The following is a 25,626-nucleotide window of genomic DNA, read 5'->3' as shown; positions in this document are numbered from 1 at the left end:
GTACTCGCTTCGCTTAGGTAGCATAATTATTTTTTTTATTTCCTTGCCAGCGCTTTATGCTTTTGATATCAATATCAAATAAATCGAGAACACGTCCTACGCTATGGGTTACAATATCATCGATTGTTTGTGGGTTATTGTAGAATGCAGGGGTAGGCGGTGCAATAATGGCGCCTATTTCTGTTATTCGTTTCATATTTTCAATATGACCAAGATGTAATGGTGTTTCTCGCACCATTAATACAAGTCGTCGGCGTTCTTTCAAAACAACATCTGCCGCACGAGTCAATAAATTTGAAGTTGTACCACAAGCAATATCTGCCAATGTTCGCATGGAACAAGGTGCGATAATCATTCCTGCAGTGAGGTAGGAGCCACTCGAAATACACGCAGAAATATCATAAATTGGGTAATGTTTATCGGCAAGTTGAGCAAGATCGGCGGCAGAAAGTTCAGATTCACACGCACGAGTTTGTTGCGCGGCTTTTGAAACAATGAGGTGCGTTTCATATTCAGTGTTGGCCAACAATTCAAGTAGCCGTATCCCATAAATAATTCCTGAAGCACCAGTGATGCCAATGATAATACGCTTTTTTTTCATACTTAGCTCGATGTAAAGTGCAATGGATCGTATCATGTATTAGACACATGAAAGTTTTAAATCTTCAGATAAAGCAGCAATATTTTTCTTTTTTTCGTTAGAGAACAAGCCTGCCCCAGTTGCTAATAATCCCAAACCTCCCATTGTTGTAGCTCCCGATGCTAAAAGACCTACACCCGTTAATGCAAATGAAACTCCTGCAATCATCACTGCCAGGCCCAAAATCATCATTGCAAAACCTAAGGATTGCAAAAACGGATTATTATTTTTCGAAAGCACATGGGCATTTTTTTGATATTCGAGTGCAAGCGCATGACGCTTGGGTCCTGGGGGCATTGTTAATAGTTGCGTGGTTTGCAAGATATGTTTGTGCAGTGTTTCTGATTTTTCTCCTTTTGCATAAAGGTCAAGAAGTTTTTCTTTAACGGCAATCGCTTTTGCACGAAGTTCTGGTTGTGTCATTCTGATGATGGTTTCATTAAGTTGACCTAATTCAGAAGTAAAAACGTCATTCGCCTCTTCAAGAACATTATAGAGTTTTTGGTTGTATTCAGCGAGGTAGCAGCGGATTCCCAGTTTTTCTAACTCCGGATAATAATATTTGATGGCACTAATAAATTGAGCTGCGCTTTGCTTTTCTGGATTATTAAAAGCACCACATCCTGGCATGACAAAAACGGCAGCTACCGCTTGGTTGATTCCTTGTTCCTTAAAATATTTTGCTCGATTAATCGCTGCGTGACATTGAACAGCGATACCCTTGGTCAATGAGATACCTAGGGTTCCCTCTGCTTCAGGATGTTGCAATATTTTATTGGATGTGGCGCGAGTATCTAAAGGAGAGGTTTCCACTTTCCGTAAATCAGGGGCAGCGTAGCTCACTATAGTTATTGGTGTTCTTTCATTTTTTTGTAACTGTGCTAATGTTTTCTCTACAGTGGTTAATTCAGTTGTATCGGTGAACCAATGTGAAATGCACTCACCGGCAATCGGTACTTCATAGACATTATTTTGCATATCAAAATAGATAGGCAGTCCATTTTGTGGGTTGGGGTATGATTTAAATAAATCATTGAAGAACTCTTCTGATTCCAAATAGGTTTCTTTTTTTTCAATCCATTTGGCGCAAATAGTGAGCACCATTTTTAAATACCGCTTTTGGTAGTCGACAACATCAATGGGAAGGGGAGCATCCGAAAAAGCATATTGCTTGTTTTCGAGATTACGCTGATGGACATCGCAAAAGTGCAACACCATTTTTAAAGCAGAGTCGGTATATCGAGAAAGTAATTCCTCTACCGAACCACTAGAGTATTTTGCTGCACCATCTCGATGTGAGTTTGGTGCATTATCCGTGATCACGATGATGCCTTGCTCATGCAATTGTTTGATTAACTGAATGACATCTCCATGAAACAATTGCACTCCTGATGGAGAGGAGGATTCGGATTTATCTGATTGAAGTGGGGCGGTTTCGATGAGTTCAAGGTCGTATTCCAAAAGATTCAAAAATTTGGTCACATTACTGGTATCATCTAAAGCAGAGATTAATTGATTGATTGTTTCAAGTAAGGCTGATTCAGATGCAACCGCGGCAGTTCCCTGGGTTATTTCTTGGATCTTTGAGGAGTTGTTTTTTATTAACTGCCCCAAAAAGTAAAGTTGGCTGCCCCAATACTGTTTTCTGGCTAAATTTTGATGGGGTTTATACTGGAGATTTGAGGCAAAATCAGCGAAGGCATAATAACGCCTTTTTTGAGCAGCATACATCTCATCTCGTGTTTTGGACGGACCCAAGATAAGTGCTTCTGCTGTATTAAAACCAGCTTTAATGACTCCAGAAAAAAATTGAAACATAGAAAGGATCCCTGCTCTCTGTAAAAGGGATTAAATATATCAAAAAATAAACTAAAAGGTCAAATTTTAATATTTTGAATCACTACTAAGAACAAAACAAATCTGGGCGTGAAAGTCACCTACTCTGGAAAAAATACTTTAGGAACGCTATTACCTAGGTCGATGAAAAAATTTGTCTCTGAGGTGTTTGGTCGTCATTTTCTTTTCTCATTTGCTGCATTTTGTCCTTAAACACAGTCACGGATTCTTTTCTTTCAATGATGCCTAATTCTATAGCTGTTTTTTTGACCTCAGTGTAAGACCTTGCTGTGCGAATATGGAATCCCGTATTTACATGTAAAATAGGTTCTAAAGCGTGAAAAAGTTTTGCACATTTTTCCTTTTCATTTAATGGTGGATTTGCGGAATTAATTTCTTTTATTACTTGGCTGTAAGCATGAGCTAAATCGGCTGTTTTTTGCACTGATTTAGCGTCCTTTTTTACCTCTAGCTTCAAAAGTTCTGATTTAATTTTATCTTTTAAAATCTCATATGCATCCTTTTCTTGAGGTTCAGTGACCGTCTTTTGTATTTTAAGGCGATCTTCAGCCCTATTTTGCGCTAAAAGAGTTAGACCTTGGACGAGTTGCCCGATAGTCATATTTCGATCAATTACAACTTTATTTGAATTATCCTTTGAAAGAGGCAATGTTCTTTCAGGCATGATACCCCAAAGATCTCGCAATAGTTCAGTGGGTATCCGCTTCTCCTTATTTTTTAATAAGTGGTCTCTATCCTCTGCGGAAAATACATAGAATGTCTTATTTTCTATATCTTCATTTTCGGGGAATAAGTTATTTGCTGTAAAATTAAGTATGGCTTCATCTAAGGTAGAACTTTTTTTAGACACTACTTGAGCATCAACAGCTTTGGACGCGTAAAAATCATCCAGATTTAAGAGCGCTTGTATTACAGATACTGGGCAAATTTTATCTCTTAATGAACATGCTTGATTATATACCGTTTTAGGATTAGCTGTGGTAAATCCTTTTGCAGGAGTGACTTCCGAAACTATCCCATCTCTGCCTGCCCTGAGTATCGTTAAAACAGTACTCGAACAATTATGAGTATATAAGTCATAATGATACCCAGAATCCACTATTTTTCTCATTTGTGCGAGCATAGCAGCAGCATTAAGTTCGTTTGATCCAGTTCCCAACGGAAGCTGTATTTCTGCGTCAGCTGGCCGCCCGCGACATAAGTAATCGTCTTGGGTACTAAAAAAATAAAGACTATCCGTGGTAATTTGATTATTTTCATTTTGGTACTGTTGGCATAAATTCTTTAATTTGGCTTTAAATTCTTCTAATTCGTTTGAGTCGATTAAGATGAGAAGCTCATTTTTTGTATTTTGAGGAACTTTTAGCGTCTCTATCTCTGTGGGTAAAATGCCAAGATTAGAATCATTAACTTTTTCTGAAATAGATTTCAGTGCTTGTATCAACCGTGTATTTTCGTCTGTCTTATCTTTTTGTAGCACTTTCTCTTTCAGAGCTGCTTGTTCTAATTTTAATTGGGATACCTGCTCTTGTACCTTTTTTTTAATTTCAGATATATTAAGGATGTTATCTAACTGTTCTCTGGAAAATTCTCCATTAGGTAGAACGATGTCTATTCGTTTAGCAGCAATCAAAATCGTTTTATTATCTGGGTGATAAAAATCAATGTGTTCCTTACCTCCTTTTAAAGCTTCACATTTTTTCTCTAATAATTTCGCTGTTTGTAGTAAGTCTTCTCGATTTTCAATTTCTTTAACTTTAAGAATATACTGCCCCTTAGCGGTAGAAAAATCTAGGGCGCGTCCCTTTTCTGTTAATGAGCAAGCTGGAAATACACGAATAACTCTTTTACTTGCTCTTCTTTCCTCAAGCTCAGAAACTTCTAGATAATGACTGTCGGTAGTATGATGTCCAGATCTCTCATAATTAGTATCGTCTTTATAAGAATAATTTAGAGAGAACGGAGCATTGTTACTTGGTATGAAGCTAAATCTAATTACATACTCCATTTCCTCAGCGCCATCACTTTTTTTCTGTTTTTTTATTTCAACGGGAATTTGCGGATCTTTATAACAAAACTCATTTACAAGTGCGATATTTTCTGGACTCCCTGGAAGCCTCATTTCAAGAGAAGCATGCCCAATATTTTCTTTACGATAACGAGCATCTAAAAAACTCATTAATCCAGAATTAGCGTCAGGCGATGTTCCCCATGTTTGCACTTTTACATGAGGGTGGGAATGATCAAATTTAGGCATCGTTTACTCCTGATATTACTGCGATTATTTAGATCATATCGCATTAATATTAAGACCAGCCGTCATTCCAGGTGCAAATTCAGTATAGGTTATACCAGAATTGAATAAGGTAAGAGCCAGCTATCTCGCTTCATTGATAATCATTTTAGGCAACAACTATAAGTTCATCTGATATCAATATATTCATAATCAATACTTTTTGATTTTATCCTGCCACAAAAGTATTGCATCTGCCAGTTTGATCGTATAAATTACATTTTAGGTCAAATAATTACTAAAGGAATAATATTATGCCAACCTATTTCGATCCGATTATGCAAGAAGATACGATACTGGAAGAAAATACCTGCGTCTATTTGGTGAGGCTCAGTGATAATACATTTAGTATTAAAGCACTTTCGTCAGGATTAGAAAAACTACCTAGTGATCCAACGACTCACGCAACAGAGTATTGGCCTGTTCCCATAAAAACGCTAATGGCACTTTTTGAAGACCCCGTTCTCTTTGAAGGTGGTAAACTAACTCAAAAACCCTTGTCACGAGACCACGTTATAAAGTGTTTTGATTTTGATCCTACCCAGGTTAAGCCTAATTCATTTGATAATGCCATTAAAGAAGAATTAAAAAACGAATGGGCTGAGCAGACAATGCGAGATTTACTAAGACAAGAAGGTGCCATGCCCCATACTTTTTTCTATCGTCCTATATTGATTCGAGAGGTTCGTGCAAATCAAGCTCCTCAAGAAGAGCAAGGTCTTGGTCAACTTATTCCAGCCCTTGCAGTATTCCATATGATACCGCAGGTAGTGGATGATGAAGGTCAACCAACTCAAATATTCTTACAAATGTTTATCATGCATATGAACCAAGAAGAAGATGCAGTAGATGAACTTGAAGAAGAGAGTACGCATCAGCCTCATTAAATTGGAAAATAACAGCAGGCTTCGTTATATAAGATAAATTCTTGTACGTAGCTGCGATATTGCAAAACCTAAGAATACGGTTATAGGGAAAACCTGATTTTCATCAGGTTTTTTCTAAAAATGCTTCTAGAATAGATAATTGTCTGCTAAATGTACTGGAATCAATCAAGGAAGAATGTGTGTTATGGTATTACCCTATTTAGATGTGTTTGTTTTTAAGCAAAGACTCCAGTTCTTTAGCACCTATAGGATGACTAAAATAATATCCTTGGAGTTTATCGCAATGTTGTGTTTTTAAAAAAGTTACTTGGAGAAGGTTCTCAACTCCTTCCGCCACTACATCAAATGATAAGCTATTTGCAAGAGAAATGATCGCTTTAACTATAATAGCATCGCTGTTATTTTCCTCAATATCTTGTATAAATGATTGGTCAATTTTTAATTGGTCAATTGGAAGCGCACGTAAATAACTTAAACAGGAGTTTCCAGTGCCAAAATCATCTAATACAATTTTAATGCCTAAATTTTTTAGTTCTTTAATCGATTCGACTACCGTAATATTTCTGATAAGGATATTTTCAGTCACTTCAATTTCTAGATATTCCGGTGAAAGTCCGGATTCATTTAAGATTCTTTTTACCATTTCAACAAAATCTGGTTGCATAAATTGTTTTGTTGCGACATTGACTGCGATAGAAAATGGTGGAAATCCTTTGTCTTGCCATGTCTTATTTTGAATGCAGGCCGTTCTTAACACCCATTCTCCAATCGGTACGATTAAGCCTGTCTCTTCAGCTAAGGGAATGAAATCCATAGGAAGTAATATGCCATATTTGGGGTTTTTCCAGCGAATTAACGCTTCGACAGCAATTAACTGTTCTGTTTTAACATCATATTGGGGTTGATATTCTAAGTAAAGTTCATTGGAAAGTAATGCTTTTCGTAACGCAGATTCCTTATCTAACCTCTCGAGAGATTGCTGATTTAGTTTTGCAGAATAAAATTGGTATTGATTACCTCCTAAGGCTTTTGCGTTATACATTGCTAAATCGGCATTGCGAATTAATTCCTCTACATTCGATCCATCTTGTGGAAAAATACTAATACCCATGCTTGCAGTGATCAAAATCTCTCTATTAGTTATCTTAATTGCTTTTGTGATGGCCCCTAATATCTTGTCGCATATTGTCATGATATCTTCAGGCTTTTTTAATGACTCAGATAATAAGATAAAAATAAACTCATCACCACTCAAGCGTGCAATCGTATCTTCTTCGCGCATGATTTCTTTTAATCGAGAAGAAATTTCCTTGAGTAATGAATCTCCCGCTGCATGACTAAAACTATCATTTACTAGCTTAAATCGATCTAAATCAATAAATATGACTGCGAACAAACTATTGATTCGTTGTGCATGGTTAATAGCATGACGAATTCTGTCAAAAAGGAGTATGCGATTAGGTAATTCAGTTAATGCATCATGAGTGGCTTGGAATTCCAATTTCGCGGTTAAACTGATTCGTTCACTGATGTCTTGAAAAGACCAAACTCTGCCAACTATTTTTTTATTCATTTTTTGTAGTTGCGAATAGCATTCAAAAAATCGTCCATCTTTTAATTGAAAGGTGGTGGTTTCAGTAGCTTCTGGATTTCGTTTGATGTTATGGATTTGTTCTTGAAATTTATCAGCGTTAAGTAATTTATCCTGAATATGTATTTGGATCTTATCATAGTTTTTACCATGAATGAGTGCGGGAGATAATGACCACATATCGATGAAATTTTGATTCCAATCAACAACTTTATTTTCATTGTTGACTACTACAATTCCATTGATGGAAGATTCCAAAGTAGCGCGGGTTAACGAAAGTGATTTCTGTAGCATAATGGTGCGGTCTTTAACTGTTTTTTCGAGTACATTCATATTGGCTTTAATGTCTTGCATTAATTCCCATTTTTTGGTGAGCGCATAGGTCAATTGTCTCACGGCTACTGAATCAAAAGGTTTTTTTAGAATTAACAAACTGTCGGTCATCCCTAATTTTTCGATTGTTTCTTCCCAAGAATAGTCTGAATAGGCGGTACAGATTACAATCTGAATGTCTTTATCTAATGCCCAGATGTGTTTAATGGTTTCAATGCCATCCCAACCTGGTGGCATGCGGATGTCTACAAATGCAAGTGCGTATGGGGTACCTTGAGCTAGCGCTTCTTCAATTCTTTCGACACCCTCCTTTCCTTGTGAGGCAATATCGATTCGGAACGTGGGAAATTTAGTTTGCGGTTTTTTAAAGTCATCGCCAAACAAAATTTCATTTAATTTATCTAACCTGGAATTAGGTTTCTCAAAGGTAAGTATTTTTTTGAAGTCTCGATGAATTGCGGAGTTATCATCAATAATTATTATTTTTAATTCACTATTGGTTTCCCCTCTCATTTTATTATCCTTTAACAGCATAAAATATATTCACCATATAATTATGGTTCACTTTTTTGAAATTTACATATGTAATCTTGGAGTATCCTGGAATTTACAATAATGCCATTTTTGAGGATCATTTGGGATAAATGGCCGCATTTGATGTGGAATAGAGTTAAAAACAGTAGTTCATTGATATTCAATTTTTGATAATATATTGTTTAGTAACCCACTAAGTTTTAGACCTCGTTACAAGTTCAATCGGCTTTGTCATGTACCTTAAATACATTTTCTCGCCTCATTTTACTCGTGTCTTGTCTATAACTTAGTGGAAGACAGTTATAATACTGTTACCACGATTTTTCCAATTTGTTCATTAGACTCCATATATTGATGAGCCTCAATGATTTGATCCAAAGAAAAAATGCGTGCGATACGTGGTTTAAAATCTCCTTGGGTAATATGTTCGAAAATATATTTTTCTGCTTCCTTCCTTAAATTGGGGTTGGCGCTGAGTTCAAATAAAGTATAGCCGCGTAGGGTAAGGCCTTTGCTTAAAGCGGTAAAAAGTGGGAAAGGCATGGGTTCGTTAGCTAAATTACCATAAACAAAAATGATTCCCTTGTCTGCTGCTGCGTCTGCAAGTTTTTCGATATCCTTCCCTGCAACAGGATCGAAAATGATTCGTGCTCCTTGACCTTTAGTGATTTCTTTTACACGAGTGGGCAAATCTTCATCATGAGTAACAATCACGTAATCTGCTCCAAGCTTGAGTAATTCTTCTTTTTTCGCTTGGGTCCTGGTAGTTGCAATACTTATTGCTCCTTGAGCACGTGTAATCTCAATTGCAGCTATGCCAACACTACTACTGGCTGCTGTAATTAACACATAATCTCCTTTCGAAACCTTGCCATAGTGAACAAGAGCGCCATAAGCGGTCATGTATTGCATCCAAATAGAAGTTGCCTCCACGAAAGATAGTTTTTCAGGATAAGCTGCAAGAGCATAAGCAGGTAAAATAGCTACCTCACCATATACACCATATTTCCCTAAATCAAAGCAGGGTACAGAACTTAATTTCATGCCGAGCATTTTCTGATCCACGCCAGGTCCTATAGCTTCAACAATACCAGAAGCTTCATAGCCAATTTTAGAGGGGAATTTAGGTGCGATCAGGTATTGTCCACGACGAAACATAGCTTCTGCTCGATTTAAACCAATCGCATGTATGCGCAATCGTACTTCTCCATTATCAGGTTCTGGTAAGGCTATTTCCTCTAATTTTAATACTTCTGGATTACCAGCTTCATGAAAACGTACTACTTTTGCAGTTGTATGTGACATAGTATTTCCTTATATTTAATCAATAGAAATTGGATAGCGCATGGAATTATTGACAATTCGATTATATCTCAAATCAAATAACTATGTTCTTTCTTTTTCTCGTAATAAAAGATGAACTCTTAAAAACAAATAATTCATACAGATAAGATTTAATTTGCTCATATTGAAAATTATTTGCTCTTTCTCTGGGCGAGTTATAAAGCATAAATTAAGCGCATATCTGTATAAATTTATTGCTAATGGGGTGCTTTTTTTAAAAAAAGACTAAATAATAAGTTGATTTTGCGAAAAAAGGATGAAAATTTGTTGATTTAGATCTCATCTTATGTAAACCTTGTGCCCCTATGAGTAGGAAATTAATTTACACAATATGCGGTATTAGTTGTCTTACGATAAGTTTCGTTGGGCTGTCGCTTTATAAGCAGAATGGGCTTCAAGTTCAAGAGAAACCGCAGAATACGAAACAAGTGATTATTAAAACTGAGCCTGTTAAAACAGCCTCGGTGGAAGATAATGCGCTTAAGAGTGCTAAAAAAATTGTTGAAAGCACCCCGCTTGAGCTCGCCTTAAAAAAGGTGGGTGCAGAAGAGACTAATTCAAAAAAGGCTAGTGCGGAAAATACCAACTCAAAGAAAGTTGCTTCAAAGAAGGTGGTTATAAAAAGAAAGAATATAGCCTTAACAAAAGTATCCTTTGAAGAATTACCTGGTTGGGATCAAGCAGATGTCAAAAAATCTTTATTAGCATTTCAAACTTCATGCAAAGTTTTTTTAAAGCAGGAGCCTTCTCATCCAATCGGGACCCGGCATATCAATTTAAAAGCTCGAGATTGGTATCCAGTGTGTAAGGCAGCTTTAGCACTTGATTCTACATCGGAAGATGCAGCAAAAATATTTTTCGAAAAATGGTTTCATCCTATTGAGTTAAAACAACGAAATCCATCTCAAAGCTTATTTACAGGCTATTATATGCCACGAATAAAGGGCAATCTCAAGAAAAGTCCTAAATACAATACACCCATTTACGGCATGCCTAAAAATGGATATACGACTTCATATACTCGCGCACAGATAGATAATGGCGCCCTTAAGAAGAAAGCACCAGTAATTGCTTGGATTCATAGTCCAGCCGAGCGACTTTTTTTAGAAATCGAAGGTGCGGGTGTTATTCAATTGCCGAATGGTGAGAATATATACTTGGGGTATGCAGGTGAGAATGGCGCGCCTTATACTTCAATTGCCAAGGTGATGATAAACCAAGGAATTATGAGTCGAGATACCGCTTCTAAAGCAGCGATTATACGTTATTTGGAGGAGCACCCTAAAAAAGCCAAAGATATTCTCCATAAAAATAAGTCCTTTGTTTTTTTTGAGGATGTAAAAAAACCCATGGCGCTTGGTGCTCAAGGGATGGCTCTCACCCCGGGTTATTCTTTGGCTGTGGATAAGAAATGGATTCCGCTTGGTGCCCCGCTTTGGTTAGATACAACTCGGCCCGATAAAAATCAAGAAGATGAAAAGCAATTACAGCGCCTCATGATTGCTCAAGATACAGGTGGCGCAATTCGTGGTTTCATGCGAGGTGACATTTATTGGGGTTCAGGAAATCTTGCTACATTTCTAGGGGAGCATATGAAGAACGAAGGTCAATATTGGTTATTATTGCCCAAATACATTTTCAATCGACTCGCCAAAAAATCCGTTTAAACCTATTTTAAGTTAAAATCTGTTTGCAAACTAAAATCGAAGCATGAATAACTTTCTATGTGTATTTTTTATAAACATAAATTTCAAATTTATCTTTTAAATTCAAATAGATACATTAATTTTTTTAAATTCGTAATTTTTTTGTAAAGATTTTATTTGTTAATTAATCCTTAAGCTTTATTGCCTTAAACTGAAAAAAAGCCAAGAGGAGACTACTATGTCAAACAAAAAACTAACTGAACGTTTGAACAATGAGCTAGATGAGCTTGGTGTCCCTGTCTTAATGACAGAGCGAGTTCAAGTGTGTGCTACACTATTCCAAGTTCCAAAATTTAAAATCGAAGCTCTGTTAAATGGAGTTGTCGTTTTAGATACTGAGTCGATGCAAAAAATCGCTAATGAACTTGAAGTAAGTATGGATTGGCTAATGGGTGAGGATCAAGAAAAAACAACGCACTAACCAATATCAATGAATCTGTTCGCTGAAAATATTAATAAAAGTAGTTCGATATAAGAAAGATTATATCGAACTATTCAGATTAAAAACCATTCTCAAATACATCAATTACTGCCTAAAATTCTATGCTTTTTGAGCCGGCTCTTTAACCCAAAGCAATAAAAGGGAACCTACTATTAAATAAAGGGGCAATAACGATAGAGCCATCTGATAGCTAGAGAGAGAAAACTGATGGACACCATTTACGATATGACCCTCCCATCCCATATCCAATAACTTTCCAATAAGGGGCTCTGTTAAGGCATCAAAAAGAGCATCGCTGGTATTGATCATGGCTATAACCGTTGCTGTCAATGCTACAGAGTTAATTTCTTTTCCCATAGCAAAAACCAACATAAATGCTCCAAGCCCGAAACCAAATATAAATAACAATACACTTAAAGTTACAGTGGATAATGCTTGGCAATATAGAACTAAGATGAGCGCTGCAGTTGATGCTGTGGTGCTAAAAAACATGACATAACGTCGATTGCCTAAACGATCGGATAACATCCCCAAGATAGGACTTCCTAGACCTAAACCTATAAAAACGAGTGACAATAGAGAGGCCGATTGAGTTTTACTTAAGTGATAAGCTTCCTCTAAGAATGGGTTTCCCCAAAGTCCTCCAAATACGGCAACAGGTGAGAAAGCAAGCCCACTGTATAAAGTGAGCAGCCAATTTTGTTTGCTCTTAAGCACCCCAACTACATCTTGAAATGAAATTGTTGTTTTGGTGGTTGTCATGTTTAAAGAGCGTGGACGATCGCGCACTACCATAAAAAACAAACAAGATAGGATAACTCCAGAAACCCCTACACTGAATAGGCAGTGACGCCACCCAAAATGCTCAATAAGCCAAGCTAAAGGAGCTTGACCAAAAACTGCACCAGCCATGGCCGCTGTAGCTAAAAGCCCGCTCACAAAGGCATATTGTTTTGGAGAAAACCAGTCTGCTGCGAGTTTCATATAAGCGACTGTCGCAAAGGCAACCCCAATGCCCATCAATGCACGAGCTGTAATTGCTACAGATAAGGTCTCTGCGGTTGAAAATAAAAGCACACCTAGGGCACAGCAAAAAATTGCGGCTGATGTAAAGCGACGAGCACTGTACTTATCAAGCAAAATACCGACAAATAATTGCGTAATCATATAAGAATAATAAAAAGTAGCAGCCAGGTTTCCAAGACCTGCGCCTGTCAAATGAAATTGTTTCATTAAAGGGGTAGTGATGATACTCGGAAAAATTTGTAAAACATATTTATAAAAAAGAAAGCAAGCCGCTAAACTGATAACAATAATAGGATAGACTAAAACAGGACTGGTATGGTTCTTCTCTAAAGACATTAACATAATTATCTCTCTTTGCATGGATTAAAGTGTTCGCTGAATGGAAGACTCACTGAGCGGGCGTGGCCTTAGAGAGACCCTGTCTTAACGGGCTTATGTTCTTATTCGCTCACCGTTAAGACAGGCGAATAATGTTAATAATTTGAATAATTTTTTTAAAAGAAGAGGGGAAAATAAGAAACATCACAGCACACCAGTTGTTACTGGCACAAAATAACTTTGTAGTGCTGTTTGTATTTGTCATGAAAAACTCTAGTGCAATTCAAAAAGGATATGAACTTTAAAAAATCCTAACACATGAATAAATAATTTACAACAATTGTTTTTTTTCTTCATGGGTCATTTTCTACCTTATCCTGTCGTCTGTGGCAAATCGATACACGTCTCTTGAGCTGATTATTGGATGCACTGGACGAGTTACGGTAGGTCGATACCCTATCAACAAATACTTAAGGGTATTGGAAAATGCTTTGCATAGGATGGCAAAGAGAGTGACTTTGATTGTGATTTTGGTAAAAAGAGTCAAAATTTGCGGCAAACTGCTTGTTGCTGAGGCAAAGGTTGAGTTGCATTCTGCAACTCAACTATCACCTTTCTCAAGGGCAAAATTGAATACGAGATTGATGGTACTTATGCCAAATTGAGAGCTACTGCTGCTGCTATTATTATTGTTATTGTTACTCATCATGGTTGAAACGTATCGAAAATCCAGACCCATGGTTGTAAAGTCATCAAGGTAATAGTTAAAGCCTACTATTCCTTGTAAGGCAAACCCTCCCTGCGAGTTATTGGAGGTGAATTGGATTGCAGGAACAATTCCAGAATACTCCGTGGATTCGATATTGCCTTGATTTCTGATGAGTGCAGCCCCAAGGCCTAATCCTAAATAAGGAACAAAATTAATATCCGGATTAGAGGACGTAAAATCATAAAATGCATTGAACAATCCATAAAAACCCATGGTGTTACCATTAAAGCCTAATCCATTATCTTGAATGTACGCAGGGCATACTCCTTCTGGGCCAACGACAGTAGGGCTAATGAGAGTACACGTACCGACTTGCAGCTCCCCATAATTGTTTATATTATAGAGAAATTCCGCTTCAAGCCTGAAGTTTTGTATTTTATAACCAATAGAGGTACCTACCCCTCCACCAACTGGCCCTAAGGTGACTTGTCCAGTATAAGGCACATTGTTAATAGTAAAAGTAAGGTCCGGATTAGGCGCATGGCTAATTTGGCCTAATAAACCAAAGTAAAACCCTTGTACGGGTTCTGCACTAAAAGCACTGTTACTTAGAAAGCTTAAAATAAATCCAAATTTAATTATCTGTTTCATTCCATATCCTAAATTAATTCCGATGATAAATGGTTGTTTTTCTGTGCTAATGGAGAAACTATCTGAAACCCTCCTTGGATGCAAATTTTTTTTAATTTCAACTCGATATCAGACTAAACGTATCTTCATGAAATGATTGAAAAGACCTGTGCTGGATACATTTTGCTGCTTTAAAGCACATCTCATGTATTTTGTAGTCAAGGTGTTGGTGTCAGTTGTAGAACTATTTTGAGGTTTAAAAATATCTTATATTTGTTATCAACCCCTAAAAGGAAAGTCAACGTTATTGCATTGCAATTATTTATTCCCATCATTCCAAACTTTCATGGGGCATAGCCATTATTCTTGTGGATATCATACGGCTTTAATCTGCATCCTTCAAACTTATAGTTATGAAGACATGAAGGAGTATGAAAATGCCTAAGAGAAGATTAAACAACTATTTCCCCAATCAAGAAAAGCAACGAATACAAGATGCATTGGATCAAAAATTAATACAAATAGAAGCATGGGGGAGGGAACAACTGAAACAGCCAGGAGCAAAAAATCATCTTTCTAGTGGCGTTATTCATGCAACAAAAGAGGCTGTTGTAGTCCCAGAAAGAGTAAATGCGGATATGCAACATTTGAAAAATATGTTAATTACCTTATCAGGAAACAGTCCAATAACTGATAATGAACAAAAAATTATTGATAAGTACATCGAAAAAATCGATAAATTAGTGGGCTTGTACGCAGATTTAAATGAGCACCATCCATTAATTAATGATAAGAACACCAGCCCAGAAGAAGTAATACGAGGATTGAATCAAAAATACAACGATCCTAAATTTTATGAAATGATGGAAACACTGGCAAGCTTAGAATTTGACAAAGAAAGAATTAATTCTATAGCTGCAAAATATGAAGATGCTTTGAAAAGAAAAAATGCTGCATACAATGAAGCAAGAACCATTTTAACGCCCATTTCAAATCCAGAGAATCCTGCACGAGGAACTCAAACAAGAGATATAGCTTTTCTTACAAGCATGCCGATGCAAAATTTACCTAGAGTTTCTATGGTGATTCGAGCAATTGATGAACAAATTAAAAAATTTAGAGATACTGATCCAGCACCTGATTATTACGTTGAACAACAAGCACCCAACAATCCCAATGCAGCCATTGCAGATTTATTGACGCAGACTGCTGGATGTCTTGAACGTTCAGGACCTAAAAACTCTGAACTGCAAAAAAAGATTGGTGAGAAAACAGTCGCAAATCAAGCGGAAGCGTTATATTCCAGTAAGGGGTCAGGATCTAGTGCGGAACAAAAACAGGCTTTTTTCTTGCGAGAAATTTTAAATCTTAATTTAAACACACCAAAAGCAAATACTGACGAGGCTCGAGTTAAAGATTTTCCAGCTTATTTAGGGGCGGTATTAGTTAAATGCTTCCCGGAAACTTTCGGACTTAATGCAAAAGAGGAACTTTTAATAAAAGCAGGTGCGAATGCTGCGGATTATATTAATATTCATAATGCTCTTGGGATTCCTATAATTGGTGAAACGGATAAAATACAATTAAATCCAGCCCAATTTGATGCGGCAGCTTTGGATGAATTATACAATTCAGATCAAAATGCACTTTGGCTGGTTTTAAAAAGTACCAAACCAATTGATGCCAATTTTACTGCTGAAAATAAAGTAAAGGCCTACATTGAATTGGCACAGGCATACAAAGCGCAAAAAATTGGTGGCACTGAAAAATATTCAGGTGCTTACCACATGGCGCAAGCAGCTCTTGAAGTGGCAAAAAACAATCCTGAATGTCAAGAGTTGGTTCATAATGCTTTTGGCCCTAAAAGTGAATTAGGACAATGGATCATTTCAAAACACGCCAAGCAGGAACAAGCAAAAATAAGTGAATACCTATCTCAATATTCACATGCTCAATACCTAAAAAGTGTGGAACCACCTTCCTTAAAAAAACAAGTGATCTCTCCATCACAAGCATTGCTAATATTAATTGATCATTACCAGGCTCAGCGTAACAAATTAGCTGCTGCTAACGTAGATCCTGAAATAGTAAAAGCAGCAGTTGAAAAAGTGGCTGAGTTAAAAAAACTTTATGTACTGGGTGTGAGAGTGGGTGAGGCTGACGCGAAGTATAAAAAATTTAATATAAACGAAGACGATTTACAAAAGATGCAGCACTATTTGGCTGATCCTCTTTTATCATCCTATGAGGTTTCAAAGGATAAAAAAGTAATAAATAATGATCCTACGCGAAGGTATTTTGAAACACACCTTGCTTATGAAACAGTCAAAAATCAAATCGATAGCATGAATAAAGATCTTTTACAAACGCACGTGGACAAGTTAGCTGGAGCATTATCACCGAAAGCTGCGGATGTCAAAGATTGCGAGGATGTATTTTCTAATACCTATCAAGGGACGAGTTTACTCCATAAAGAATTTGCTAATCATATTGCAAAAATTAAAAGCAAGGAAATCTATAGCGAGTTAAATGAAGAGCAACGAGAGAAAGTCATTTTGGTAGTAAAAAGTGCTTTCTTAGGTGTTGCTAATGCACTGGCAAGAGGAGATGAATTACCAATTAATATTTATAATAAATCGCGACTTTATGGAGATTGGAGAGGAAAAGAGATGCTTAAGGATCAAGGGAGTGCTGCTAATGCTCATATGGGGTTAATGAAGGGATTCATGCCTGTGGCTCAGGTTGATATTGCTACTTCAATGAATTCTGCACCATTTCTTAAACCCTCAGATCAAGCTACTTTTAAAGATGATGGTGAATACTATAAATGGGTAGAAATGAATTTTTCAGGACTTGTTCATCCATTTTCTAATTCCATATCTGGAACGATGCTTTGTCAATTGAGGAATTTAGCGGAACAAAAAAATGGAGATATAAATAATGCATCAGGAATAACTGATTCGGCATTCGAAATTGAAAAATATTCACGAGTATTTATTGCAGCAATGCTTTATGGAACAGGCGGTCATACGCTGAATGAGTATTCTTTTCCTTTTCAGTTAGAGGATGTGCAGAATGAGTTTGCTGGAGTTGATGGATTTAAAAATATTAATTTAGAGACTTTGTTTTTGGATAATAATGACGCGGCGCTCAATAATGCAATCAATCAGGCGATAACATACAACGCACATTTTATACAAAGGCAAAAAATAAACCAAGATATCAAATTTGTCAGCTCATATCATGATAAGCTTGAACTAGCGCAAGCGATAGCTCCTGTAGTCCAAAAGATAGAACAATATGAGAGTGATGTCGAAAAAATGCTTTTCTCCTCTCATAGAACTGCCAGTGAGAAAGTTGACATCATGAAGCCTGCGATCGAACAAATTATCGAGGTATTAAAAGAAGGCAAGGTGGAGGATGCCGCGGAGCTGGCTGAGAGACTCATGCAGCGATTAGAGCATGACTATGGGACAAAAGGATTTACAGGGAGTGAAAAAAATCCTACCAAATTGCTAGAGAAATACATGATATAATTTCAAAATTAGACAATAAGTTATCAAAGAGTGAAAATATAGTTAGCGCTAATCTTAGTTTTAAAGAGCGATTACAACAGTTTAAAACACAAGAAAAACCACTAGAAGTAATTTCCGAATCAGACAATTCGTTACCCAGAGAAAATAACTTATCTCAGGTGGTTTTAAACTTTAAAGCGCGGATTGAACAGCTCAAAATAGAGGTGGATGAACCTCACGAAGAGGAAGAAAATAATTGGGATGTTAGTCTATAATCTGTTGTAATAGTTAAAAGCCAAGTCTGACAGCTATCCCCAAAATGGGTAGGGTCAGACTTAGCTTTATCTACTGCAACGAATTCACCCTAAACTACCAGGGCAATTGTCAGATCAAGTTTGAACTACTCTATGTCAACACATACGGTAATTAAACCTTATATTGGCTATCTTTCTGTTTCGGATTTTGATCTTCTTTAAATTTATGCAAATCACCTTTTATTGATTTAAACGAATGTTCCGATTTTAATTTATCAACAAAACTCTGTATTCTTCGCACATATTCGGTATCTTTTTTATGTCCTTTCCACGCCAAGTATTCTTCTCCAGATTTAATTGCCTGTTTTGGATTTGTCTTACTTAACGTCTCAAGTTGCTCCGCTACTCTGAATATAGGCGCTGCAACAGTACCTGGCTTGAAACCGCCAATATCAGCCAATATGGCCCACATTGGTTTTCGTGCAGACTTGGGCGCATGTGCTTTTGTCATTTTTTCTATTCTTTCAATAAAGGATACTGAAGATATATCATCAAAGGCTGTTTGAGGATTTTTATCAAGGTATGCTTTGCCTATTTTGTAAACTTCTTTATAGTCGTTCTTTCTTTCAGCTTTCATCATTTTATAGAGAACGGCATTAGGTGATTCTATGAGTGTTGGGCTGGATTGGTCATGTAACATTACTGCTTTGCCCCCACCAATATGTTTCCCACGTTCCAATGCGAGGAACTTTGAAGCCTCTTTATCCAGTAACGCGGTGTTACTTGATTTATAAAGTGGTTGATCCCAATCGCTTACAGCATCTTGCACGTAACCTTTTTTCAGAACGGGAATACTGCGCGCATATACTCTGTATCGTTGCTCTTGATTTTCTTCATTCTCAAGCTTCATTCCAGGCATTAGCTCTAAATAATCAGTAAACAATTTCCTCACTTTCGCTTCAATTTCTTCATCATCTGGATTGGCTATAATAAAAGTAGCTTGATTCACTAGATCTTGTTTTTGCTCGCTTAATGGAGGCGTAGTAAAGTCCATATCTTGAAACGCTGTTCCTTGAAAGGCTTTTCCTTCTTTAATCTCCTTAACAAGGTCAGTTCCTATTTCTTTCCAAAATGGATTAACAATTTTGGGTTCCTCTTCTGTGCCAAAGTTATAGAACAGTTTTGCGAAGTCTTTATCTTCATTGTTAAAAAGTTCTTCAGCTACTGTCCAGCGCCCGCTTTCGGGAAAGTTTTCAAAGCTTTGTCCATTTTTGGCCCACATGAATGCATCTACATAATTTTGTACTGTCATACTGTGAGTTGCGGCCCATTCATTCAATGTTTGAGTGACTTCATTATCAATTTTTAATGGATCTGCGGCAATTTTAGTAATAAATTCCTTATCAACATAAACCCTGTTGGCAATCGAATGATGAATGATTTCTACAAAGAGTTGATTTTCCATTTCAACAAGTTTCGCGCCATATTTACCTACAGCCTTCTTATCTTCTTCAGTGAAAAAGATATTCCCAGAAGCCGTGATGCTAAAAGGAGTTTCCTTTGCGAAGTGTTGCTCATGGGTTGCTTTGGCTAAGTTAATCGCTTGTTTTAGTTTAGTATCTGCAGCGGTTAGCTCCATATGATGCTGAATCATTTTACCTATAGCAGTACTCAACTCTGGAATTTGATCATTTACCTCATCCAGATCTTCTCTTAAGCTTTGATATGTTTGTAAGTCTTTGCCATGCAGTTGTTGAGACACGTTATCATAAATCATGTTTTGCATTTCAATTAAGCTTTGTATTTCTGCTTCATCTTGCTTGATCATTTCAGTGAGCTCTTCATATACCTCAACATCGTGGCCCAGGTGATTCATGATAAAATTAGAGCGCTCTTGAATTGCTTTATCGAGTTTTTCAATTTCATCTTTTATAAGTGTTAATTGAATTACATCATCTTCAGATAAGTTATTTACTAACAGATGGTTAATTTTATCTGCGATTTGGGAGGCGTTGCGCTCCATCTGGTGTAATGTTTTTGTTAATCGACGGACATGGCCCTGATACTCTTCTTCTTTTTCGCTGAGTTCACTCATCTGCGCAATAAAATGTTGTAATGATTTTAAAAGATTAGACTGCCCATCATTACCAGTAAAAGGCTTTCCATTTTCATCTACATTAATACGGTGCATGGTTGCAACGCCGCTACTTGGGTTACCAAAAGTAATTTCCCCATAATAACGTTTGTCTTTAGGATCCATTCCGGCCATTATATCTTGGGTGGTTTGGCCAGTGTATTCCGCGGCATTTCGAGCTAATTCTGCGATGTCATGAACCATCGCTATGCCTGAATACCCAGGTTCGCTCTTGATATTATGTTCTATTTCTTGCAACTTCTTGTAAAAGGCTTGTCCTTCCTCTGAAGTTTTATTCAGCTCTGCGGAGTCCTCTAAAGTGGCACAAAATTTTTGTAAATACTCCATAATGCATTTGGGATCTACGTGAGTACGAATGTCTATTACTCCATCACTAACGGCCATTATACCTGGATTAACTTCATGACTTGATGATCCACCCGCACCATAGGTTGTTACCAGTAGGGGTCTATCTCTTCCCTCTTGTTTAAAGACATTATTGTCAATGAGGGATTGCATGATGACATCACCTTCATGCATTAATAAGTCTCCGTTTAAACCCATGTTTAACTGTTGATGAACAATACCTTTTATTGATTTTATTGGTTCACCATTTTTAGTAATTAAACCAAAACAGACTTTATGATTGTCAAACGCTTTTACTTTTGCGCCACCTTGAGAAAAAATACTATTGGCAACTCTTAATTCGGAAGCTTCTGTTGACAAGTTGTCAACTAAGTCTTGCAACGGGCCTTCTTTTTCTCCGCCAGAGACAAAATCCCATCCGTGACCTGCAATTTGATCAATGGTAGATTCTAGGAGCGCATCAGGACTATCACCATCTAAAAGACGAAACACTACCAAAGCCGCCTCCCCATCTTCGAGTTGGTCGATATAGGATTTCAGAAGTGGTCTTGTTTCTTCATCCATTACTCCACCTAGGTATTCAATGGGTTTAATTGTGTCTTCTTTAGCCTGCATGATAAGCCCCTTAATATTTAATCTATATGTTTAAGAATAGGCATTAATGGTAAAAAAACCAACTTAAGGTCGAAATCTGTCCCTTATGGTTTGAGTCTATTGATAGTGTCCAGTTGAGCCATTTTTGCGGAGTAGGGCAAGGAGTTTTGGGATGATTATTTTGAGCTATCACCTACATACCACGCATGAAACGGGGTATGTAGGTATTTTTATGCGGTTAAAATTTTACAAGCCTGAGCAATTTTTATCGATTAAGCCTTATGCTTTCATCTTCTAACTCTGGTGTATCACCATTCTCAGGATCAGTTGAGGATTGTCTTGCTTGAGAGAAAAAACTATGTTCCTGAAGCTTTGGATCTTTTAATTTTTTAGGTTCAAGCTCAATAATGATGTCTTTACTCAATTTTAATCGTTTTATATTTATGGGAAGGCTCTCTAAAAATTCAGCTCGTTCAATGTCTGTTTTTGTCTCAAAACCATGACCGCTTAAATCAAGATAAGTAATCGTTTCCGGTATATTTTTTAATACGGCTGACAATGCAAGCATGCCTAACTTATCAAGACCATTATAACTTAAATCTAAACGCGTTAACGATTGGGGTAATGCCTTAAAAATTTCCGATATTTCCTCTACTGTTTTGTTGCCTAATTTATTCCAGGCAAATTGCATTGAGGTAAGGTTTGATTTTAATGCGCTAAGTGCATTAGTAAGCTCTAAGGTTGCACATAGGCCTAGATCATTATGACTTAAATCTAAGATTGCTAAGTGCGCATGCACTGACTGGAGCACTTGCACTAGGCTTCCATTTTTATGAAGTCTAAGCTTATTGAGATGCAGATGAAGTTCCTCTACAGTCTCTGGAATGCTTTGAAGGACTTTAGTCAATTGTTTGTAGTGTTGATGGCCAAAACCATTGTTGCTCAAATCGAGTGATTTTATGCCGGCGGGTGTTTTTGAGATCGCCAAGGAAAGATCTGCTGGCGATGCTAAATTGAGTTCATTTCCACTTAAGTCAAGAAAACGCTCGTTTTCTGGTATAGATGTTATCGCGGAGAGCATTTCACTTAATGACAAATTTGATATATCTAGTCGCATAAAGTTTCCTTAACTAAACTATTAAATTACATCCAAACAGCATATTTGGCGATTATTTTTCGTTTGTTTGTATTCTTCCATTACAAGGATGTTTATTTTATGATCATTTAATGGGTTTGGCAAATAGAGACATTTGGCTACTTAAGTAATGTTGATTTGATGTCGCAGGAGGAGAGGATTCATGGAGGGGGAGATAATTAACATTGGTTTGTCAATTATCCGTTTTCAGGATAACCGACAGACCAAATGTTTACACGGTTACAAATTAAATTTACCATTCAATTGATTTTCTGGTTGTTTTTCAGATTCTTTGTCGCTCTTTCTAAAAAATGTTAGACCACCTTGCGTGTTTTTATAAGAATGTCCCAATGCTTCTTTAGGCTGAGTCAATTCAGCAATCAACTTTTTAATGTCTTGAACATTAAAATTTCTGTGATGATAGTTTTTCCATGCTAAGAATCTTTCTGCAGATTTAAGGGCCTGCTGCGGATTTTCTTTACTCATTTCTCTAAGCGCTTCTGCGACACGAGGGCCAGTAATTTTCTTTGGGCTTATACCGATTTCAGTAGGGAATGGTGGTTTTATCTTTGGTTGATGAGATTTGACCATTTTTTCTATTCTTTCGATATACGCTACTGTAGAGAGGCATTTGCTACCAAACATTGCTTTGGGATTCTTCTCAAGATATTCCTTGCCAATGTTGTAAACCTCTCGATAGTTTTTATTCCTTTCAGCTTTCATCATTTTATAGAGAACGGCATTAGGTGATTCTATGAGTGTTGGGCTGGATTGGTCATGTAACATTACTGCTTTGCCCCCACCAATATGTTTCCCACGTTCCAATGCGAGGAACTTTGAAGCCTCTTTATCCAGTAACGCGGTGTTACTTGATTTATAAAGTGGTTGATCCCAATCGCTTACAGCATCTTGCACGTAACCTTTTTTCAGAACGGGAATACTGCGCGCATATACTCTGTATCGTTGCTCTTGATTTTCTTCATTCTCAAGCTTCATTCCAGGCATTAGCTCTAAATAATCAGTAAACAATTTCCTCACTTTCGCTTCAATTTCTTCATCATCTGGATTGGCTATAATAAAGGTAGCTTGATTCACTAGATCTTGTTTTTGCTCGCTTAATGGAGGCGTAGTAAAGTCCATATCTTGAAACGCTGTTCCTTGAAAGGCTTTTCCTTCTTTAATCTCCTTAACAAGGTCAGTTCCTATTTCTTTCCAAAATGGATTAACAATTTTGGGTTCCTCTTCTGTGCCAAAGTTATAGAACAGTTTTGCGAAGTCTTTATCTTCATTGTTAAAAAGTTCTTCAGCTACTGTCCAGCGCCCGCTTTCGGGAAAGTTTTCAAAGCTTTGTCCATTTTTGGCCCACATGAATGCATCTACATAATTTTGTACTGTCATACTGTGAGTTGCGGCCCATTCATTCAATGTTTGAGTGACTTCATTATCAATTTTTAATGGATCTGCGGCAATTTTAGTAATAAATTCCTTATCAACATAAACCCTGTTGGCAATCGAATGATGAATGATTTCTACAAAGAGTTGATTTTCCATTTCAACAAGTTTCGCGCCATATTTACCTACAGCCTTCTTATCTTCTTCAGTGAAAAAGATATTCCCAGAAGCCGTGATGCTAAAAGGAGTTTCCTTTGCGAAGTGTTGCTCATGGGTTGCTTTGGCTAAGTTAATCGCTTGTTTTAGTTTAGTATCTGCAGCGATTAGTTCCATATGATGCTGAATCATTTTCCCTACTCCAGCACTCAACTCTGGAATGTGTTCGTTTAACTCATCCAGATCTTCTCTTAAGTTGTGGTAGGTTTGTAAGTCTTTGCCATGCAGTTGTTGAGACACGCTATCATAAATCATGTTTTGCATTTCAATTAAGCTTTGTATTTCTGCTTCATCTTGCTTGATCATTTCAGTGAGCTCTTCATATACCTCAACATCGTGACCCAGATGATCCATAATAAAATTAGAGCGTTCTTGAATTGCTTTATCGAGTTTTTCAATTTCATCTTTTATAAGTGTTAATTGAATTGCATCTTCTTCAGATAAGTTATTTACTAACAGATGGTTAATTTTATCGGCGATTTGGGAGGCGTTACGCTCCATCTGGTGTAATGTTTCTGTTAATCGGCGGACACTCTTACGATATTCCTTTTCTTTTTGTTTTTCACCGAGTTCACTCATCTGCGCAATAAAATGTTGTAATGATTTTAAAAGATTAGACTGCCCATCATTACCAGTAAAAGGCTTTCCATTTTCATCTACATTAATACGATGCATGGTTGCAACGCCGCTACTTGGGTTACCAAAAGTAATTTCCCCATAATAACGTTTGTCTTTAGGATCCATTCCGGCCATTATATCTTGGGTGGTTTGGCCAGTGTATTCCGCGGCATTTCGAGCTAATTCTGCGATGTCATGAACCATCGCTATGCCTGAATATCCAGGTTCGCTCTTGATATTATGTTCTATTTCTTGCAACTTCTTGTAAAAGGCTTGTCCTTCCTCTGAAGTTTTATTCAGCTCTGCGGAGTCCTCTAAAGTGGCACAAAATTTTTGTAAATACTCCATAATGCATTTGGGATCTACGTGAGTACGAATGTCTATTACTCCATCACTAACGGCCATTATACCTGGATTAACTTCATGACTTGATGATCCACCCGCACCATAGGTTGTTACCAGTAGGGGTCTATCTCTTCCCTCTTGTTTGAAGACATTATTGTCAATGAGGGATTGCATGATGACATCACCTTCATGCATTAATAAGTCTCCGTTTAAACCCATGTTTAACTGTTGATGAACAATACCTTTTATTGATTTTATTGGTTCACCATTTTTAGTAATTAAACCAAAACAAACTTTATGATTGTCAAACGCTTTTATTTTTGCGCCACCTTGAGAAAAAATACTGTTGGCAACTCTTAATTCGGAAGCCTCTGTTGACAAGTTGTCAACTAAGTCTTGCAACGGGCCTTCTTTTTCTCCACCGGAGACAAAATCCCATCCGTGACCTGCAATTTGATCAATGGTAGATTCTAGGAGCGCATCAGGACTATCACCATCTAAAAGACGAAACACTACCAAAGCCGCCTCCCCATCTTCGAGTTGGTCGATGTAGGATTTCAGAAGTGGTCTTGTTTCTTCATCCATTACTCCGCCTAGGTATTCAATGGGTTTAATTTGTTCATCGTATTTAGTCTGCATAACAATAATCTCAAAAATTGAACTATGTGTAGCCATTATAACCAATAATTGTTAATTAAATATTAAGTGTCATTTATTAGTTCTTATGGTGGATATGAAAATTTTTGA

At 37.1% G+C, this 25,626-nt stretch carries 14 protein-coding genes; 4 read left to right on the top strand and 10 right to left on the bottom strand.

The annotated features are described in order from the left end of the window. Positions 1 to 13: 13 nt before the first annotated feature. The 3 genes from EL220_RS15930 to EL220_RS15920 all read right to left on the bottom strand — a co-directional run bounded on the left by EL220_RS15930 (position 14) and on the right by EL220_RS15920 (position 4,754). A complete protein-coding gene (locus tag EL220_RS15930) occupies positions 14 to 601 on the bottom strand; it encodes a UbiX family flavin prenyltransferase (protein ID WP_027271916.1) in 588 nt (195 codons plus the stop codon). 39 nt (positions 602 to 640) lie between these two features. Continuing rightward, the gene (locus EL220_RS15925; protein WP_027271917.1) at positions 641 to 2,458 is read right to left on the bottom strand and encodes a hypothetical protein; all 1,818 of its coding nucleotides are present in this window, start codon (positions 2,456 to 2,458) and stop codon (positions 641 to 643) included. 154 nt (positions 2,459 to 2,612) lie between these two features. Then, positions 2,613 to 4,754: a hypothetical protein gene (locus tag EL220_RS15920; protein ID WP_027271918.1), complete on the bottom strand. Its 2,142-nt coding sequence runs from the start codon at positions 4,752 to 4,754 to the stop codon at positions 2,613 to 2,615. 290 nt (positions 4,755 to 5,044) lie between these two features. Here EL220_RS15920 and EL220_RS15915 point away from each other — a divergent pair, with 290 nt between their 5' ends. Further along, positions 5,045 to 5,677 carry a hypothetical protein gene (locus EL220_RS15915; RefSeq protein WP_027271919.1) on the top strand — a complete coding sequence of 211 codons (633 nt, stop codon included), beginning with the start codon at positions 5,045 to 5,047 and terminating at the stop codon, positions 5,675 to 5,677. A gap of 199 nt (positions 5,678 to 5,876) precedes the next feature. Here the strand turns inward: EL220_RS15915 and EL220_RS15910 are convergent, their stop codons facing one another. Then, positions 5,877 to 8,114, bottom strand: coding sequence for an EAL domain-containing protein (locus EL220_RS15910; protein WP_027271920.1), 2,238 nt, complete (start codon positions 8,112 to 8,114; stop codon positions 5,877 to 5,879). 321 nt (positions 8,115 to 8,435) lie between these two features. After that, entirely contained in the window at positions 8,436 to 9,440 is a 1,005-nt protein-coding gene (locus EL220_RS15905) for a zinc-dependent alcohol dehydrogenase family protein (RefSeq protein WP_027271921.1), read from the bottom strand. A 344-nt stretch (positions 9,441 to 9,784) separates the two neighbouring features. Between EL220_RS15905 and mltA the strand changes: the two genes are divergently transcribed. Both mltA and EL220_RS15895 read left to right on the top strand, forming a co-directional pair. Then, positions 9,785 to 11,146 (top strand): murein transglycosylase A, encoded by a 1,362-nt coding sequence (gene mltA, locus EL220_RS15900; RefSeq protein WP_232002503.1) that lies wholly within the window; start codon positions 9,785 to 9,787, stop codon positions 11,144 to 11,146. Positions 11,147 to 11,363: 217 nt separating this feature from the next. Then, positions 11,364 to 11,606, top strand: a complete 243-nt coding sequence (locus EL220_RS15895) for a hypothetical protein (RefSeq protein ID WP_027271923.1) — start codon at positions 11,364 to 11,366, stop codon at positions 11,604 to 11,606. Positions 11,607 to 11,726: 120 nt separating this feature from the next. Here the strand turns inward: EL220_RS15895 and EL220_RS15890 are convergent, their stop codons facing one another. Further along, a complete protein-coding gene (locus tag EL220_RS15890) occupies positions 11,727 to 12,995 on the bottom strand; it encodes an MFS transporter (protein WP_027271924.1) in 1,269 nt (422 codons plus the stop codon). 577 nt (positions 12,996 to 13,572) lie between these two features. Continuing rightward, the gene (locus EL220_RS15885; protein ID WP_027271925.1) at positions 13,573 to 14,331 is read right to left on the bottom strand and encodes an outer membrane beta-barrel protein; all 759 of its coding nucleotides are present in this window, start codon (positions 14,329 to 14,331) and stop codon (positions 13,573 to 13,575) included. Positions 14,332 to 14,747: 416 nt separating this feature from the next. On the opposite strand from EL220_RS15885, the gene EL220_RS18380 reads away from it, so the two are divergent. Then, positions 14,748 to 17,846 carry a hypothetical protein gene (locus tag EL220_RS18380; RefSeq protein ID WP_197720968.1) on the top strand — a complete coding sequence of 1,033 codons (3,099 nt, stop codon included), beginning with the start codon at positions 14,748 to 14,750 and terminating at the stop codon, positions 17,844 to 17,846. A 405-nt stretch (positions 17,847 to 18,251) separates the two neighbouring features. Here the strand turns inward: EL220_RS18380 and EL220_RS15875 are convergent, their stop codons facing one another. From EL220_RS15875 to EL220_RS15865, 3 genes are all read right to left on the bottom strand, one after another. Further along, positions 18,252 to 21,194 carry a hypothetical protein gene (locus tag EL220_RS15875; protein ID WP_128130940.1) on the bottom strand — a complete coding sequence of 981 codons (2,943 nt, stop codon included), beginning with the start codon at positions 21,192 to 21,194 and terminating at the stop codon, positions 18,252 to 18,254. A gap of 244 nt (positions 21,195 to 21,438) precedes the next feature. Continuing rightward, positions 21,439 to 22,290 carry a leucine-rich repeat domain-containing protein gene (locus EL220_RS15870; protein WP_058390699.1) on the bottom strand — a complete coding sequence of 284 codons (852 nt, stop codon included), beginning with the start codon at positions 22,288 to 22,290 and terminating at the stop codon, positions 21,439 to 21,441. A 258-nt stretch (positions 22,291 to 22,548) separates the two neighbouring features. After that, entirely contained in the window at positions 22,549 to 25,518 is a 2,970-nt protein-coding gene (locus EL220_RS15865; protein WP_232002502.1) for a hypothetical protein, read from the bottom strand. Positions 25,519 to 25,626 lie beyond the last annotated feature (108 nt).

It is taken from the genome of Legionella sainthelensi (assembly GCF_900637685.1).
Lineage (GTDB): Bacteria > Pseudomonadota > Gammaproteobacteria > Legionellales > Legionellaceae > Legionella > Legionella sainthelensi.
Note: the sequence above shows the minus strand (reverse complement) of the source record. Positions and strands in the feature narration are given on the sequence as shown.

Bases quoted from the DNA above. Each gene is read 5' to 3' on its own strand.
- EL220_RS15885 (WP_027271925.1), bottom strand. From the start codon at position 14,331: ATGAAACAGATAATTAAATTTGGATTTATTTTAAGCTTTCTAAGTAAC.
- EL220_RS15920 (WP_027271918.1), bottom strand. From the start codon at position 4,754: ATGCCTAAATTTGATCATTCCCACCCTCATGTAAAAGTGCAAACATGG.
- EL220_RS15910 (WP_027271920.1), bottom strand. From the start codon at position 8,114: ATGAGAGGGGAAACCAATAGTGAATTAAAAATAATAATTATTGATGAT.
- EL220_RS15930 (WP_027271916.1), bottom strand. From the start codon at position 601: ATGAAAAAAAAGCGTATTATCATTGGCATCACTGGTGCTTCAGGAATT.
- EL220_RS15915 (WP_027271919.1), top strand. From the start codon at position 5,045: ATGCCAACCTATTTCGATCCGATTATGCAAGAAGATACGATACTGGAA.
- EL220_RS15870 (WP_058390699.1), bottom strand. From the start codon at position 22,290: ATGCGACTAGATATATCAAATTTGTCATTAAGTGAAATGCTCTCCGCG.
- EL220_RS15865 (WP_232002502.1), bottom strand. From the start codon at position 25,518: ATGCAGACTAAATACGATGAACAAATTAAACCCATTGAATACCTAGGC.
- mltA (WP_232002503.1), top strand. From the start codon at position 9,785: ATGAGTAGGAAATTAATTTACACAATATGCGGTATTAGTTGTCTTACG.
- EL220_RS15925 (WP_027271917.1), bottom strand. From the start codon at position 2,458: ATGTTTCAATTTTTTTCTGGAGTCATTAAAGCTGGTTTTAATACAGCA.
- EL220_RS18380 (WP_197720968.1), top strand. From the start codon at position 14,748: ATGCCTAAGAGAAGATTAAACAACTATTTCCCCAATCAAGAAAAGCAA.
- EL220_RS15890 (WP_027271924.1), bottom strand. From the start codon at position 12,995: ATGTTAATGTCTTTAGAGAAGAACCATACCAGTCCTGTTTTAGTCTAT.
- EL220_RS15905 (WP_027271921.1), bottom strand. From the start codon at position 9,440: ATGTCACATACAACTGCAAAAGTAGTACGTTTTCATGAAGCTGGTAAT.
- EL220_RS15895 (WP_027271923.1), top strand. From the start codon at position 11,364: ATGTCAAACAAAAAACTAACTGAACGTTTGAACAATGAGCTAGATGAG.
- EL220_RS15875 (WP_128130940.1), bottom strand. From the start codon at position 21,194: ATGCAGGCTAAAGAAGACACAATTAAACCCATTGAATACCTAGGTGGA.